We start from the raw sequence: 14,451 nt of genomic DNA, 5'->3' as shown, positions 1-14,451 counted from the left end.
ACAATGGCTGATCAATTGAAAAGAGTTTTGTTTATCGACAGGGATGGGACCTTGATCTTAGAACCGGAGGACGAACAGATCGACTCCTTTGCTAAGCTTAAGTTCTACCCGGGCGCTTTGCAATATCTTCCTAAAATAGCAAAAGAGTTAGATTTTGAGTTGGTAATGGTGAGCAACCAAGATGGTCTCGGCACAAGTGCACACCCTGAGGAGAACTTTCTGCCTGTACATCAATTTGTGGTGGAGACATTTGCAGGAGAGGGGGTAACCTTTGTCAAAGAACACATCGACAAGACTTTTCCCCATGAAAATGCGGACACCCGCAAACCGGGGGTAGGTATGCTCAAGGAATATTTTGATGCCACGCAATATGATTTAGCCAATTCCTTCGTTATTGGAGACCGGGTGAATGATGTGCGATTGGCGCAGAACTTAGGTGCTAAGGCAATTTGGCTGCGTAAAAACGATGAGTTGGGCAAGCTTGAAGGCATTGAATTTACAACGGATACAATTGGTCTGGAAACAGATGATTGGCAAGCGATCTATGAGTTCCTGAAATTGGGAACCCGAACAGCTGAACATCACCGTAAAACAAACGAAACGGATATTTATATCCAATTGAATCTCGATGGATCCGGTAAATCCGACATCGATACAGGCCTTCCTTTCTTCGACCACATGTTGGACCAATTGGCCCGTCATGGGGCATTGGATCTGACGATCAAAGCGAAAGGAGACTTGCACATTGACGAACATCATACCATTGAGGATACGGGCATTGCATTGGGTGAAATCTTTTTGACAGCCCTGGGCAATAAACGTGGAATTGAGCGTTATGCCTTTACGTTGCCAATGGACGATTGCCTGGCGCAAGTGGCCATTGATTTCGGCGGTCGGAACTGGATCGTTTGGGATGCGGAGTTCAAGCGGGAGAAGATCGGTGATATGCCTACGGAAATGTTCTTCCATTTCTTCAAGTCTTTCTCTGATGCCTCCAAATCGAACCTGAACATTCAGGCAACAGGTGATAATGAGCACCATAAGATCGAGGCGATTTTCAAAGCCTTTGCGAAGACCATTAAAAAGGCAGTGCGCAGAGATGCGGACAACATGCAATTACCGAGCACAAAGGGGCTATTGTAGGCCAGTAAAGAGGGGATAAGATATGATTGGTATAGTAAATTATGGCGCGGGCAATATATTTTCGATTACGGCGGCCTTAAATCGGGTTGGCATTGATTATGGCATGATCAATACGCCGGAGGACTTCGATCGGTTTGATAAGATCATTATTCCGGGCGTTGGCCATGCGGGAGCAGCGATGCAGAAATTAGCGGATTCCGGTCTTGTCGAAACCATCAAATCGCTGACGAAACCGGTGTTGGGTATCTGTGTCGGGATGCAACTCCTGACTGATTATTCCGAAGAAGGAGATGCGAATTTATTAGGGATTATGCCCTTAAAGACGTTACACTTCGATAAAAGAATTCAGGAAAAGGTCCCACACATGGGCTGGAATAGTATCGAATTTGAAAAATCATGCCCTCTTTTCCGTGATATCCCTAATAATTCCTATTTTTATTTCGTTCATTCTTATTTTATTGAGCATGAGCTAACCTATACAATAGCAACCTGTGATTATGGGTTGCCTTTTTCAGCAGCAATTTCTCGAGATAATTTCTGGGCGGTTCAATTCCACCCTGAGAAATCTGGGAAAGTTGGGGAACAGCTGCTGCGGAACTTTAATGAATTTTAATTGAATTTTTTAGACTATGTATATTATACCTGCAATCGACGTTTTGGACAAACAGGTTGTCCGCTTAAGAGAAGGTAACTATGAAGATGTTACCAAATATCCTATTTCTTTGGAGGAACAGATCCAGAAGTACCATGCTAATGGTACTGAGATTGTCCATATCATTGACTTGAACGGCGCAAAGGGCGACTTCAGCAACCAAGAGTACCTTTTCGACATCATCCAGAAAACGGAGATGAAGGTGCAGTACGGTGGTGGTGTCCGCAGCATCGAGAAAGTGAAGGAATTGGTCGATGCAGGAGTTTACCGTGTTATTGTGGGTACACAAGCCATCACCAACCCAACCTTTTTGGAAGAGTTGAGCAAATTGAACGAAGGTCGCGTGAAATATGCCGATCATATCGTGATTGCCATCGATGTGTTGGATGAGGTGATCAAATATTCCGGTTGGCTGGAAAGCTCGCCGATTAAATTGATCGAATACATTGACAAATGTCTAAGCCTAGGTTTTTACCGTTTCCTTTGTACCGATATCAGCAAGGATGGCAAATTGGGCGGTGCCGGTGTTGAGCTGTATCAGAAGTTATTGGATCATTCGCCAATTATCAAATTGATCGGTTCTGGCGGGATCAGCTCGATGGGTGATATCGAAGCCTTGAACAAATTGGGCAAGATGGAATCCGTAGTGGTTGGTAAAGCCATTTACGAAAATCACATTACGATCGAAGAGATCAAAGATTGGAACCTTAAAGCCCTTATCAGTTTCTAAGATGCTGGCAAAACGGATCATTCCATGTTTGGATGTCAAGGATGGCCGGACGGTCAAAGGGGTTAACTTTGTAGACCTAAAGGACGCCGGTGACCCAGTGGAATTGGCTTGGCAATATTCCCAGCAAGGGGCCGATGAACTGGTATTTCTGGATATTACAGCAACGCATGAACGCAGAAAGACCACAGTTGACCTGGTGAAGGCCGTTGCGCGGCAGATCAATATCCCCTTTACCATTGGTGGAGGGATCAATGAACTAGCCGACGCGGATGTGCTCTTGAACGCAGGAGCGGATAAGATATCCATTAATTCCGCTGCGGTACGCAATCCGAAATTACTGGAGGAACTGGCCCGTGCATTTGGTGTGCAGTTTGTGGTATTGGCGGTGGATACCCGATTGGTGGATGGCAAGAACTATGTCCATCTGCGGGGTGGCCGGGATCAAACGGACATCGAAACGGAAAATTGGGTGAAAGAAGCCGAGGATCGCGGTGCAGGAGAGATTCTATTGACCTCTATGGATCACGATGGCACCAAAAATGGCTTTGATAATGGCCTACTGAAAAAAATAAACGACAGCATCCACATACCGTTGATCGCCTCTGGCGGCGCGGGAAATCAGCAGCATTTCGTGGATGTCTTTCAACAGGCGGAAGTCGATGCCGCACTGGCCGCATCGGTATTTCACTATGGGGAAATCTTAATCCCCGAATTAAAGGAAACACTACACGTCAACGGAGTGCCCGTTCGACGTTCATAATTAACAGATCATGACGATTGATTTCAATAAAGGCGCAGGCCTTGTCCCGGTGATTATCCAAGACTATCAGACCCTAGAGGTATTGATGCTTGGGTACATGAACCAGGAAGCGTGGGAGAAAACACAAGCGGAACAGAAGGTAACCTTCTTTTCCCGCAGCAAAGGCAGACTTTGGACAAAGGGTGAAGAAAGTGGAAATTTCTTGCATGTAAAAAGTATGCACATCGATTGTGATCAGGATACGATCTTGATTTTGGTCGATCCTGTAGGACCAACCTGCCATACCGGATCACGTAGCTGTTTTAAAACGGAATTCAACCAGAACTTCCTGCTCCAACTGGAAAGGATCGTGCAGCATCGCATCGACTTTCCAAATGAGGAGTCCTACGTGAATAGATTGCGCGGCAGAGGGATCAACAAGATTGCTCAAAAAGTAGGTGAGGAGGCCGTGGAAACAGTCATTGCCGCACTTACGGAAACGGATACCGACTTTATCAATGAAACTTCCGATCTACTATTCCACCTGATCGTACTGCTAAAGGAAAAAGGCATGAGTCTGGAAACGATAGCAAAGAATTTGGAAAGCAGACACCAATAAAAGAATTGGCAACAAGCATAAAATCCCTGTCATGAAAATGACGGGGATTTATATTTTACATCCCCAAGCGTTATCTTTGCGTGTACATGGACTATAAAAACATTGACATCAACCTAAAAGCGACATTAGCTGGTCATCAAAACCCCATATTCGCCTTAGCCGTTTCTGCAGATTCCAAAACCTTATACAGTGGCGGGAATGATAAGGGTGTTGTGGAATGGGATTTGGAAAGCAATTCCTTTAAGCGCATCCTTTGCAAAGTAGGTTCTTCGGTATATTGTTTATTGGTTATTCCCGGAACGGATCTTCTGGCAATTGGTATGCGCTCTGGGCAAATCTTGGTGGTGGATACCCAAACATTGACCTTAAAAGCGAATTTTAAGGTTGAACAGGGCGCTGTATTTTCCATGCAGGTCATCCCGGGGAAGAATGAGCTCATAGCGATCGGCGAAGAGGGCTATGCCTATGTATATCAATTGGACAGTTTTGAGCTCCTGTATCGCTTTAAAATAGCGGATACAACAGTACGCGTTATTGCGGTACATCCTACGGAAGATAAGATTGCCTTTGGGGATAAGTTTGGCGAAGTACATGTGCATTCCGCGTCGGACTTCCATCAGATCGCCAAAGAGAAAATACACGATATGCCTGTCACCAGTCTCCTGTTTCACCAGGATGCTTTATTCACCGGTGGTCGAGATGCCAAGCTATATAAACTACGCGGAAGTGATCTTTCACTTATGAAGGAAGTGACCCCTCATATGTTTACGGTGTACGGTATTTCCAACAATCCAGATTACCCATGGATTGCCACAGCTAGTCGGGATAAAACCTGGAAGCTATGGAAACCCGAAGACTTGACCTTGGTGAAGAACATTTCCCGAGATCGAGGATTCGATAGCCATCAGCTCTCCATCAATACAATCGTTTGGGATCAGCAGTACTTGTTCACTGCGGGAGATGACAAAGTGATCAAAATCTGGGAATTAATCCTCGATTAATTCCATTGGTTTAGAAACTCTGTTCTTGTTGCAGCGCATGTAGGTGAGGATGGCCACGACGACGGAGATGACGATGAGCGCAATAAGGAGGTACCCAACTTGCTCGGATTCTGCTCGAGGACGCAATTGGCCTTGATAATAGGCACCGTACGCTGCCCAGGTTAACACAACAGAAACCATGGGTAAGCATTTCAGGTAGGAATAGCTCAACATAGCCACGGAAACGATAAGGAGTAAGATAACATCCACGTAGAATTGACCTGCAGGAGGAATTCCAAATCCCCATTTTTCAAAAATCACCGCGAGGTTAAACGCAAAAACATACATCAACCAACCCGTATACAAGCCAAAAGCTAAGCGAATGAAATACCGCGTAAAGGAATTGGATGTTAGCCGTTGGATTTGGATCTTGTTATTCACCACCATAATACTGATTAGGGCAATGCCGGTAAAAAGAAGCGACCACCTGAAATTATCATTGTGTTTCAGGGACATACTGATTCCTACAGCAAGTTGATTGAGGATCAGCCAGAAATCAATTTTTACTACCTTCAGGATGGTGTTTTTGTTGGGGTGTGCCTTTTGCGTACCATAAAACATGGAGTAACTGGCCAAAACCATAACGAAAGCGATGAATGTCCAGATCTTATACGCAAATTTTGCCGGTGTAATATACGTTGGATATTGGGCAATGGTATCGGAGAATGAATAGGAATAAATGTAGCCATTCTCTACCAGTGCAATCCACAAAAGGTTGAGGGCTACAATAATAAAATTGAAAACAGATAGGGTCCTTGGACTTGACATCTCGGCTAATAGTTTGTGTGCTTGGTCAGCAAAGATATTAAAATTAAGCTATGGTGAGAAGCCTTAAGATCTCTTTCAGGTATTTTTCATCAATTTCATCGAATGTGTTCAATGCTGCACTATCCACATCCAATACCCCCACACACTTGTCCTGTAAAAAGAGCGGTACCACAATCTCCGATTTAGATAAGGAGCTGCAAGCGATATGACCTGGGAATTCTTCCACATCAGGCACAATCAGGGTTTCTTCTTTTGCCCAAGCTGTTCCACAGACACCGCGGTTGTAGGCAATCCGGGTACAGGCAACCGGTCCTTGGAATGGACCCAAAACCAATTCCTCACCATCAATCAGGTAGAAGCCAACCCAGAAAAAATTAAACTGTTCTTTCAGTGCGGCACTGATGTTTGCCAGATTGGAAATCAAATTGGTTTCGCCAGCAATTAATGCTTGAATCTGCGGGATCAACGCGATGTACTGTTCTTCCTTGCTCCCCGAATGAATTGCTAAATCTTCTGCCATTTTTCTGCTCCTTTAAATTTCTACAAATATAAGGAAACCATTTTTATTGCAGGTCGATAAAAAAATAAGCCCATCACTGTTGAAGTGATGGGCTATACCGCTCGCTAGTGCGGACTATTTTCTTTACAAACGTTTTAAAGCGGCTTTGATCAGTTGCTCCACATTGGCTTCAGGTTCTGTTGCAAGAATGGCCTGCAAGGCTTTTTCTGCCGCAGGCTTTGGAAATCCCAACATCACAAGTGCTGTCAATGCCTCCTCGGAAGATGACGGCTTGCTCACCACCAATGGAATCAACGCATCCGGACCTTGTTTCTTCAGTTTATCCTGTAATTCAAGAATGACGCGTTGTGCCGTCTTCGGACCGATACCCTTGATCTTTTGGATCACAGCCACCTGTCCATTGACGATAGCCGATTGAATCTCCTCCGGTGTGATGGACGATAACATCATCCGACCTGTATTCGGACCGATTCCAGATACAGAAATCAAGTGGTGGAAAAGATGGCGCTCCGCTTCTGTGGCAAAGCCAAAGAGGGTCTGCGAATCTTCGCGTACCTGAAAGGAAGCAAAAAGCTTGCACTCCTCTTGATCCTTGATCTGACTGTAAGTAGTCAATGAAATATGCAGGTAATAACCTATCCCACCCACTTCTAGAATGACGTGGGTAGGGGCTTTGAAAACAAGTTTTCCTTTAAAATATTCGTACATACGTATGTTGCGACTTATTGATTATTGTTTTGATGCTCAATCGCATCAACCACCGCAATGGTAACCATATTGACAATTTCGCGAACCGAACTGTCCAATTGCAATACGTGAACCGGTTTGTTCATACCCAAAAGGATCGGACCTACCGCTTCGGCGTTGCCCACTTCCTGCAATAACTTGTAGGAAATGTTTCCTGATTCCAAGTTCGGGAATACCAACGTATTTGCTGGCTCACCATTCAACGTAGAGAACGGGAAGTTATCCGATAGCAAGTTTTTGTTAAGAGCAAAGTTCGCTTGGATCTCGCCATCAACAATCATCTCTGGGTGCTCTTTGTGCAAAATGCGTACAGCCTCTCTAACTTTATCGGAGATGTCGCCATCATTGGAACCGAAGTTGGAGTAGGAAAGCATCGCTAAGCGAGGTTTCACATTGAAGCGCTTCACGGCATTGTCCAAAAGAACGGAGATGTCTGCTAATTCCTGCGCCGTTGGGTTTGCATTTACCGTTGTATCACCGAAGAACAAAGGTCCTTGCGAAGTCAACATGATGTACATCCCTGCCACACGGCTGCCCGGTTTTGCACCGATCACCTGTAGTGCAGGACGGATGGTAGAAGCATAATTGCGTGTCAAGCCGGAAATCAAGGTATCGGCATCACCAAACTCCACCATGCTCGCCGCAAAGTAGTTGCGGTTGGTCATCAATTTACGGGAGTCTAATTTGTTAACGCCACGGCGTGCTCTCTTTTGATATAAGTGATCCGCATATTTAGCGAAACGATCTGTTTTGATTTCATTTTGTGGGTCGATGATTTCCACACCATCCAATTCGAAACCGTACTCTTGGATCAAACCATTGATCTTATCTTGGTTACCCAAAAGGATCGGGAATGCAATACCTTCTTCTTTCACGATCTGCGCCGCACGAAGGGTTTTATAGTTATCAGCTTCCGCAAAAACAACGCGTTTAGGGTTTGATTTTGCTTTCGCAGTGATGGTACGGATTAAACGGTCATCCTTACCTAAGCGCTTGCGCAATTCATCACGGTAAGCATCCCAATCTTCGATCACGATACGTGCTACACCGGAAGCAATAGCTGCTTTCGCAACGGCCACAGAAACCTCTGTGATCAAGCGTGGATCGGTAGGTTTAGGAATCACGTAATCTACACCGAAGCGTAGGTTGTTGGTATTGTAAGCAATGTTCACTTCCTCAGGAACCGGTTGCTTAGCCAATTCAGCGATTGCTTTTACCGCTGCAATCTTCATCTCTTCATTGATCGCCGTTGAACGTACGTCCAAAGCACCACGGAAAATGTAAGGGAATCCCAATACGTTATTCACTTGGTTCGGGAAGTCGGAACGACCTGTACCCATGATGATATCATCGCGTGTTTCCACAGCAAGTTCGTAGGCAATTTCTGGGTTCGGGTTCGCCATAGCCAAAACGATCGGTTTAGGTGCCATGGTTTTCAACATTTCTGGAGTCAATACATCTGCTGCAGAAAGTCCGATGAAAACATCACTGTCTTTAACCGCATCGGCCAACGTATGGATATCTCTGTCCGTTGCCCATTCTGCTTTCGTCGGGTCTAATGTGTCTCTGTCCTGGCGAATAACACCTTTGGAGTCCAACATCACGATATTTTCCTTACGCGCACCGACAGCCACATACATGGCCGTACAGGAAATGGCAGCTGCACCAGCACCATTCACGACGATTTTCACCTCTGCAATGTTCTTGCCCTGCAATTCACATGCGTTGATCAAAGCGGCACCAGAAATAATCGCTGTACCATGCTGATCATCGTGCATAACAGGGATATTCATCTCTGCCTTTAGGCGACGTTCAATTTCAAAACATTCAGGAGCCTTGATATCTTCCAAGTTTACACCCCCAAAAGTAGGCTCTAAAGCCTTCACGATTTTTACGAAGTCATCAACATTTTTGGTGTCTAATTCGATGTCGAATACATCGATGTCGGCAAAGATCTTGAACAAAAGGCCTTTACCTTCCATTACCGGCTTTCCGGCCTGTGCGCCGATATCTCCCAATCCCAATACCGCAGTACCGTTGGAAATTACAGCAACCAGGTTCCCTTTTGCCGTATATTTATATGCATCTTCGTTATTCTCTGCAATGGCCAGACAAGGTTCTGCCACACCTGGTGAATACGCTAGAGATAGGTCCCTTTGCGAGCTGTGTGGTTTTGTAGGAACGACAGCAATCTTTCCTGGACGCCCCATCGCATGATAGTTTAAAGCGTCTTTTTTTCTGTTGATGTTACTCATTACTATATTGGTTTTTACTTCTTTCTTTTGTGGGTATCGCCTTGCGATATCCTATTTTAATACATCTAATAATCTAAACATGCGCTGGCGCATCTGTGACGCCGGACCGTGGTAATTATTGACCAATAGCGAAAAGGTGTATTCCTGCCCATCGGCTGCTTTTTGATAGCCGGTATAGCCAAGGACACCACCAATTGTTCCGCTCTTCATGGACGTCTTATTGATCGTTGGCAATGATTTGTAAAAATCAGCAAACCAAGGACGTGATTTTGCATAATGCATGATCTTTCCCATCGCGGCGGTTGTCACCCTATTCTGTGGAGACAAACCGGATCCATCGAAAGTATGGATGGCACTTGGCGGAATAGTTAATTTATTCTGCCAATATTTGCTGATCAACTCTGCGGATTCCTCCGTATCGAAATTGTTGGCAGAAATACCACCGATTAATTTCAATAGTGCCTCACCATACAGGTTGATACTCTTCTGATTGAACCAATGTACAACTTCCGCTAAGCGTGGCGATTTATGGGAAACGATATTGACGCGCTGTCCCTCCATCAGGACGAGCGAATCGATATTCATCAACCGTTTCGCCGTTGTCACAGAATCCGTCAGTACAATGGAATCCTGCGCCAGGGCTTTCATCAGGTCATACCCTAAATGTAACGCCGGATCGGGCACCGATATTTCAATGGTCTTCTTTAGATCACTGCCATAAGTACCACGGAGGACTACTTTTTTAGCATAAGGACCCGAATAGCCGTACACTTTATCTCCGGAACCGGCAGCACCCGTTTTCACCTCGTTAATGAGGGTATAGAAAGGCAGTTGCTCCGTCGGTTGCATCCGAGCGGCCTGACCAGGTCTGCCAACGATGAAATTAATTCCCGTTTTATTCTCTTTCCAGTTCAGGGAACTAATTCCCGCACCGTAGTAATTCCCTATATCGCCCCACATCCAGGTATTCGGGACATCATAGCCGTTGTACAGCTTGTCATCCGCGATCAACATACCCTTTATTTCCTTGATTCCCAAATTTTTGATAGCAGCTACCCATTTGGCAAGGATGACGTCGGCTTTGGTCTCCGCATAGCGGTCGCTCCCCAAGGTAGGGTCGCCAAATCCGGAAACAATTAAATTGCCGTGTAGGGTGCCTAAGGAGTCAATCTGTCCGGTATAATCCAGTTTGGTCTCAAATTGGAAATCCGAACCCAAAAGATCCAGCGCCGTAATGGACGTGATTACTTTCAAAGTCGATGCGGTAGCAAGACCTTGCAAATCATTTTTGGCATATACCACCTCACCGGTCTTGGAGTTCAAAACCGTCAACGATGCTGTACCATGCTGAATAGAAGGGTGTTTGCTGAATGTAGCAAATGCTGTTTCTACTTTTGATTTTACTTCTTGCGCAACTGTAGTTTCAATGCTGGTTAGGCTGATGAACGCAACGAAATAAAAAAATGAAAAAAATCTTCTCATAGATAGCAAATATCGTAATCTACTGGACAAGTAGTACATATAAATTGTAAAATTTCAAATCTATGAGTAAGGAATTACTTTAGTTAAGAGAATTTCATAACTTGCGGAGATTATTAAAAATAACATAATGAATTACATCGAAAAACTAGCTTCCATCCGTCAGTTGATGAAAGAAAAGGGTGTAGACGCCTATATTATTCCTTCCTCCGATCCACACATCAGTGAATACCTTCCGGACCGCTACAAATGTATCAAATGGACCTCTGGCTTTACCGGTTCCGCGGGAACTTTGGTAATAACAGAAGATTTTGCCGGTCTTTGGACCGATGCACGGTATTTTGTGCAAGCCAATGAGCAGTTGGCGGGATCAGGATTTGAATTGGTTAAGCTACAAGTGCAGGGGAAAGCAGAATATGTAACCTGGCTTGGCAAGAAGTTGGAAAAAGGAAATACTGTGGCTTTTGACGGTAATTTGGCCGCTGTTGCCGTAGCGCAAACCGTACAGCAGGAGTTGGAGCCGTTGGGCATCCAGGTCGATGGCCATCTTGACCTTCTGGACCCGATCTGGGAAGGTCGCCCGGCATTACCAACAGAACCGGCATACCTGATCGGCGTGGAAACTACAGGTGAATCCACCGCTGATAAAATCAAACGTATAAAAACACAGATGCAGGACAAACGTGTCGAAGCACACTTTGTATCCTCCTTGGACGATCTTGCATGGATCTTGAATATCCGTGGAAATGATGTGCATTGCAATCCTGTAGTATTGGGATTTCTATTGATTACAACGGATAAGAACACCCTATATATTCAATCTGGAAAATTAGCAGAGGCCGATGTGGCTTCCCTGAAACAATCTGGAGTAGAGGTTGCGGATTACGAGAAAGCATTCGAGGTCGTACAGACGATTTCAGCGAACCGCATTCTTTTGGATCCGAAGCGCACCTGTTTTGCCATCTATGATGCGGTACCAGCCAATGTGGATATCGTAGAGGATATGAACCCATCGACTTGGTTCAAATCCATGAAAAATGAAGTTGAAGTTGCCCATACACGGAATGCCATGGTTAAGGATGGTGTTGCATTGACGAAATTCTTCAAATGGTTGGAGGAAAATGTCAAAACCGGTGAACTGAGCGAAATCTCCATTGCGGAGAAATTGCAGGGTATCCGTGCGGCATCCGAAGGGTTTGTTGATATTTCCTTTGATACCATTGCGGGGTATAAGGAGCATGGTGCACTTCCACACTACAAAGCAACGGACGACAGCAATTCCACCCTGCTGCAGGAAGGCTTATTGCTTGTTGACTCAGGTGGCCAGTACAAGGATGGAACCACCGATATTACACGTGTGGTGTCCTTAGGTAACATTACGGATGCAGAACGTCAGGATTACACGATTGTGTTAAAAGGAACGATCGAAGGATCGCAGGCGATTTTCCCGAAAGGCACAAAAGGATATTCGATCGATGCCATTACGCGTCGTCCGATCTGGGAAACCTTGCGCAACTATGGCCATGGTACGGGCCACGGGGTAGGCTTCTTCCTGAATGTGCACGAAGGACCACAGGTCTTCAATATGGCTGCCGTGGATATACCTGTTGAACCGGGAATGATATCTTCCATTGAGCCTGGCTTGTACCGCGAAGGGGAATACGGAATCCGTATCGAGAATCTGGTGCTTTCCAAGGTTATCGACAGCAACCAATTTGGCGAGTTCATGGATTTTGAGACTTTGACCATTTGTTATATCGCTACAGACTTGGTGGATAAATCCCTATTGGAAGAAAAGCATATCAACTGGTTGAACGACTACAATGCTTGGGTATTTGAAAAACTTTCTCCGAGTCTATCTGCTGAGGAGCAAGCTTGGTTAAAAGAAAAGACTGCAGCGATCTAGTCGTCTGCTCGAAGGAACTTTCCTCGCTATAAAAGAAATGGGCGACACTTCATGTGTCGCCCATTTCTTTTTATTTCTTCTCCAACCAGATTCGGTTAAATAGGATCGGTGCTGAACTCCGGAACTCCACATTTAGGGATTTGGGTTGCTCAACTTCGAATGACCCCATGGGAACATCCAAGAATTCCTCCACATACCAATTTTCATTGGGTTCCACCGTTACTTTACCATTTGGCGCTACTTGAGCCGCGTAAGTCTTTCCATCAATGATCAGGTCGATGGCAACTGTTTTTCCAGTCCCATTGTGCATGGAAGTCGCTATGGTATACGTGCCTGCTTCTGGAATGAAAACTTTCCATTGGGGGCGGTCGGTAGATTTCAATTCAAAATGGTCTGGTTTGGTGCCGTCAAAAGCCTTAAAGACCAGGTTCTTTGATAAATTATTTTTTGCGTTGAGGGCAAATCCACCGAATGAGGATTCTGCAACGGTCTCCGAATCGAGCTTCAGCTCCGGAAATGTGACCTTCAGTACGGAAACATAGGGATCCGGCTGTTCTGTAGGCACATGCACATGCAAGATGGGGCCATGTTGTTCAAACTTCACTTCTTGTTTCCCTGCAGGCGTCAGGACCTCAATCTTTTTCGGTTTGCTGGCCAGACCGGTAACCCGCAATGTTTTATCCAAGGGCCAGTTATAAACATGGAGGTAAACTGCGCCATCTTTCTTATTCAGGGTCATCTTCCCCCAATCGTGCTGGGAGAAACGAATCGGTAGGCCATTGTTCTCATAGACCGCTTCCCCATAGGTTTTCAGCCATTTTCCCATTTCCTCCAAACGTTGTACACCTTCGTAAGGAACCGTCCCATCGGCGCGGGGACCGATATTCAAGGTGTAGGAACCATTCAGACTTACGTTATTGATTAGGGACTGGAAAAGTTGGTTTGTTGACTTCCATTCGTTCTCCAATGCATTGTATCCCCAGGAATGGGCAATGGTACCCGGTGTTTCCCAGACATAGTCGGTATAGGCTGCACCAAATTGGTTGTCCCCCAAGGTTTCAAAATCAACATGTTCGTTCTGGATAGGTAAGCCCAGACGGGAGTTGATCAAACAGTTGGGTTGTAATTCATGGATCATATTGGCCAATTGATCCAACTGTTCCTTCTTGATGATACTCTGCTGATAGGGAATCCACATGTCGAACCACATCATGGCAATATCTCCGTAATTGGTCAACAGTTCTCGGACCTGCGGAATGACTTTCTCTTGCCAATATTGGTCATATTGTGCATCGCTAACCCGTCCGGTTACTTCTTGGTTATGGCTCCATCCATAGGGATGCTGCCAGTCGATCCAATGGGAATAATAGAAACATAATTTTATATCGTGCTTTTTGCAAGCCTCGGCAATTTCCTTAATGACATCGCGATTCGTGCCGCTCAGTTTCGGCAGCGAGTAGGTGCCCACCTTGGTATCCCAAAGCGCAACACCATCATGGTGCTTGGACGTGATGATGATGTATTTCATGCCCGCTTTCTTGGCCAGCAACACCCATTCTTCCGGATTGATGCGCTCCCAATCGAAACGCTTCGCCAATTCGCCGTATTCCGCTTCGCCAATGCGGTTCCGATAGCGGATCCACTCCGCATAGTTGTTCGGGTGACGCAGGCGCTCACCTTTCCAGATTCCTTCCGTCGCACTGTAGAGGCCCCAATGGATGAACATGCCAAACCGGTCATCTTCCAACCACTGTTCCTTCTTTTGGGCCATGCCCAATGTTACAAACAACAGCAGGAGGGATAAGGCTAAGATCTTCTTCATTATAAATCGTAAAAAGTGTATAAAATGGATA

13 protein-coding genes are annotated in these 14,451 nt (G+C 45.4%); 7 read left to right on the top strand and 6 right to left on the bottom strand.

Annotated elements, in window-relative coordinates:
• Positions 1-3 precede the first annotated feature (3 nt).
• The 6 genes from hisB (at position 4) to G6N79_RS01865 (ending at position 4,884) form a co-directional block, all read left to right on the top strand.
• Positions 4-1,143, top strand: coding sequence for a bifunctional histidinol-phosphatase/imidazoleglycerol-phosphate dehydratase HisB (gene hisB, locus G6N79_RS01890; RefSeq protein ID WP_103904917.1), 1,140 nt, complete (start codon positions 4-6; stop codon positions 1,141-1,143).
• A 22-nt stretch (positions 1,144-1,165) separates the two neighbouring features.
• Complete coding sequence (gene hisH, locus G6N79_RS01885; protein ID WP_103904916.1) at positions 1,166-1,756, top strand: imidazole glycerol phosphate synthase subunit HisH; 591 nt, start codon at positions 1,166-1,168, stop codon at positions 1,754-1,756.
• 16 nt (positions 1,757-1,772) lie between these two features.
• On the top strand, positions 1,773-2,525 hold the full coding sequence (locus tag G6N79_RS01880) for a 1-(5-phosphoribosyl)-5-[(5-phosphoribosylamino)methylideneamino]imidazole-4-carboxamide isomerase (RefSeq protein ID WP_103904915.1): 753 nt from the start codon (positions 1,773-1,775) through the stop codon (positions 2,523-2,525).
• A 1-nt stretch (position 2,526) separates the two neighbouring features.
• Entirely contained in the window at positions 2,527-3,285 is a 759-nt protein-coding gene (gene hisF / locus G6N79_RS01875) for an imidazole glycerol phosphate synthase subunit HisF (protein ID WP_103904914.1), read from the top strand.
• Between the two features lie 10 nt (positions 3,286-3,295).
• A complete protein-coding gene (gene hisIE / locus G6N79_RS01870) occupies positions 3,296-3,883 on the top strand; it encodes a bifunctional phosphoribosyl-AMP cyclohydrolase/phosphoribosyl-ATP diphosphatase HisIE (protein WP_103904913.1) in 588 nt (195 codons plus the stop codon).
• Between the two features lie 86 nt (positions 3,884-3,969).
• Positions 3,970-4,884, top strand: a complete 915-nt coding sequence (locus G6N79_RS01865) for a WD40 repeat domain-containing protein (RefSeq protein ID WP_103904912.1) — start codon at positions 3,970-3,972, stop codon at positions 4,882-4,884.
• Here the strand turns inward: G6N79_RS01865 and G6N79_RS01860 are convergent.
• The 5 genes from G6N79_RS01860 to dacB all read right to left on the bottom strand — a co-directional run bounded on the left by G6N79_RS01860 (position 4,870) and on the right by dacB (position 10,695).
• Positions 4,870-5,691: a hypothetical protein gene (locus tag G6N79_RS01860; protein ID WP_103904911.1), complete on the bottom strand. Its 822-nt coding sequence runs from the start codon at positions 5,689-5,691 to the stop codon at positions 4,870-4,872. The genes G6N79_RS01865 and G6N79_RS01860 overlap by 15 nt on opposite strands.
• A gap of 43 nt (positions 5,692-5,734) precedes the next feature.
• Positions 5,735-6,211 (bottom strand): GAF domain-containing protein, encoded by a 477-nt coding sequence (locus tag G6N79_RS01855; RefSeq protein WP_103904910.1) that lies wholly within the window; start codon positions 6,209-6,211, stop codon positions 5,735-5,737.
• A 123-nt stretch (positions 6,212-6,334) separates the two neighbouring features.
• Complete coding sequence (gene ruvA / locus G6N79_RS01850; RefSeq protein ID WP_103904909.1) at positions 6,335-6,919, bottom strand: Holliday junction branch migration protein RuvA; 585 nt, start codon at positions 6,917-6,919, stop codon at positions 6,335-6,337.
• 14 nt (positions 6,920-6,933) lie between these two features.
• On the bottom strand, positions 6,934-9,213 hold the full coding sequence (locus tag G6N79_RS01845; protein WP_103904908.1) for an NADP-dependent malic enzyme: 2,280 nt from the start codon (positions 9,211-9,213) through the stop codon (positions 6,934-6,936).
• Between the two features lie 51 nt (positions 9,214-9,264).
• Positions 9,265-10,695 (bottom strand): D-alanyl-D-alanine carboxypeptidase/D-alanyl-D-alanine endopeptidase, encoded by a 1,431-nt coding sequence (dacB, locus tag G6N79_RS01840; RefSeq protein ID WP_103904907.1) that lies wholly within the window; start codon positions 10,693-10,695, stop codon positions 9,265-9,267.
• A gap of 127 nt (positions 10,696-10,822) precedes the next feature.
• On the opposite strand from dacB, the gene G6N79_RS01835 reads away from it, so the two are divergent.
• On the top strand, positions 10,823-12,598 hold the full coding sequence (locus G6N79_RS01835) for an aminopeptidase P family protein (protein ID WP_103904906.1): 1,776 nt from the start codon (positions 10,823-10,825) through the stop codon (positions 12,596-12,598).
• 70 nt (positions 12,599-12,668) lie between these two features.
• On the opposite strand, the gene G6N79_RS01830 is transcribed toward G6N79_RS01835, so the two are convergent.
• Positions 12,669-14,420: an alpha-L-fucosidase gene (locus tag G6N79_RS01830; RefSeq protein ID WP_103904905.1), complete on the bottom strand. Its 1,752-nt coding sequence runs from the start codon at positions 14,418-14,420 to the stop codon at positions 12,669-12,671.
• Positions 14,421-14,451 lie beyond the last annotated feature (31 nt).

Origin of the sequence: Sphingobacterium lactis (genome assembly GCF_011046555.1) — a bacterium.
Classification (GTDB): Bacteria; Bacteroidota; Bacteroidia; order Sphingobacteriales; family Sphingobacteriaceae; genus Sphingobacterium; species Sphingobacterium lactis.
This window is presented reverse-complemented; position numbering and strand designations above follow the sequence as displayed.

Excerpts from the sequence above, each read along its gene's own strand:
- G6N79_RS01855 (WP_103904910.1), bottom strand. The coding sequence starts at position 6,211 with ATGGCAGAAGATTTAGCAATTCATTCGGGGAGCAAGGAAGAACAGTAC.
- G6N79_RS01845 (WP_103904908.1), bottom strand. The coding sequence starts at position 9,213 with ATGAGTAACATCAACAGAAAAAAAGACGCTTTAAACTATCATGCGATG.
- G6N79_RS01865 (WP_103904912.1), top strand. The coding sequence starts at position 3,970 with ATGGACTATAAAAACATTGACATCAACCTAAAAGCGACATTAGCTGGT.
- G6N79_RS01830 (WP_103904905.1), bottom strand. The coding sequence starts at position 14,420 with ATGAAGAAGATCTTAGCCTTATCCCTCCTGCTGTTGTTTGTAACATTG.
- G6N79_RS01880 (WP_103904915.1), top strand. The coding sequence starts at position 1,773 with ATGTATATTATACCTGCAATCGACGTTTTGGACAAACAGGTTGTCCGC.
- hisIE (WP_103904913.1), top strand. The coding sequence starts at position 3,296 with ATGACGATTGATTTCAATAAAGGCGCAGGCCTTGTCCCGGTGATTATC.
- hisH (WP_103904916.1), top strand. The coding sequence starts at position 1,166 with ATGATTGGTATAGTAAATTATGGCGCGGGCAATATATTTTCGATTACG.
- ruvA (WP_103904909.1), bottom strand. The coding sequence starts at position 6,919 with ATGTACGAATATTTTAAAGGAAAACTTGTTTTCAAAGCCCCTACCCAC.
- G6N79_RS01860 (WP_103904911.1), bottom strand. The coding sequence starts at position 5,691 with ATGTCAAGTCCAAGGACCCTATCTGTTTTCAATTTTATTATTGTAGCC.
- hisF (WP_103904914.1), top strand. The coding sequence starts at position 2,527 with ATGCTGGCAAAACGGATCATTCCATGTTTGGATGTCAAGGATGGCCGG.
- hisB (WP_103904917.1), top strand. The coding sequence starts at position 4 with ATGGCTGATCAATTGAAAAGAGTTTTGTTTATCGACAGGGATGGGACC.
- G6N79_RS01835 (WP_103904906.1), top strand. The coding sequence starts at position 10,823 with ATGAATTACATCGAAAAACTAGCTTCCATCCGTCAGTTGATGAAAGAA.
- dacB (WP_103904907.1), bottom strand. The coding sequence starts at position 10,695 with ATGAGAAGATTTTTTTCATTTTTTTATTTCGTTGCGTTCATCAGCCTA.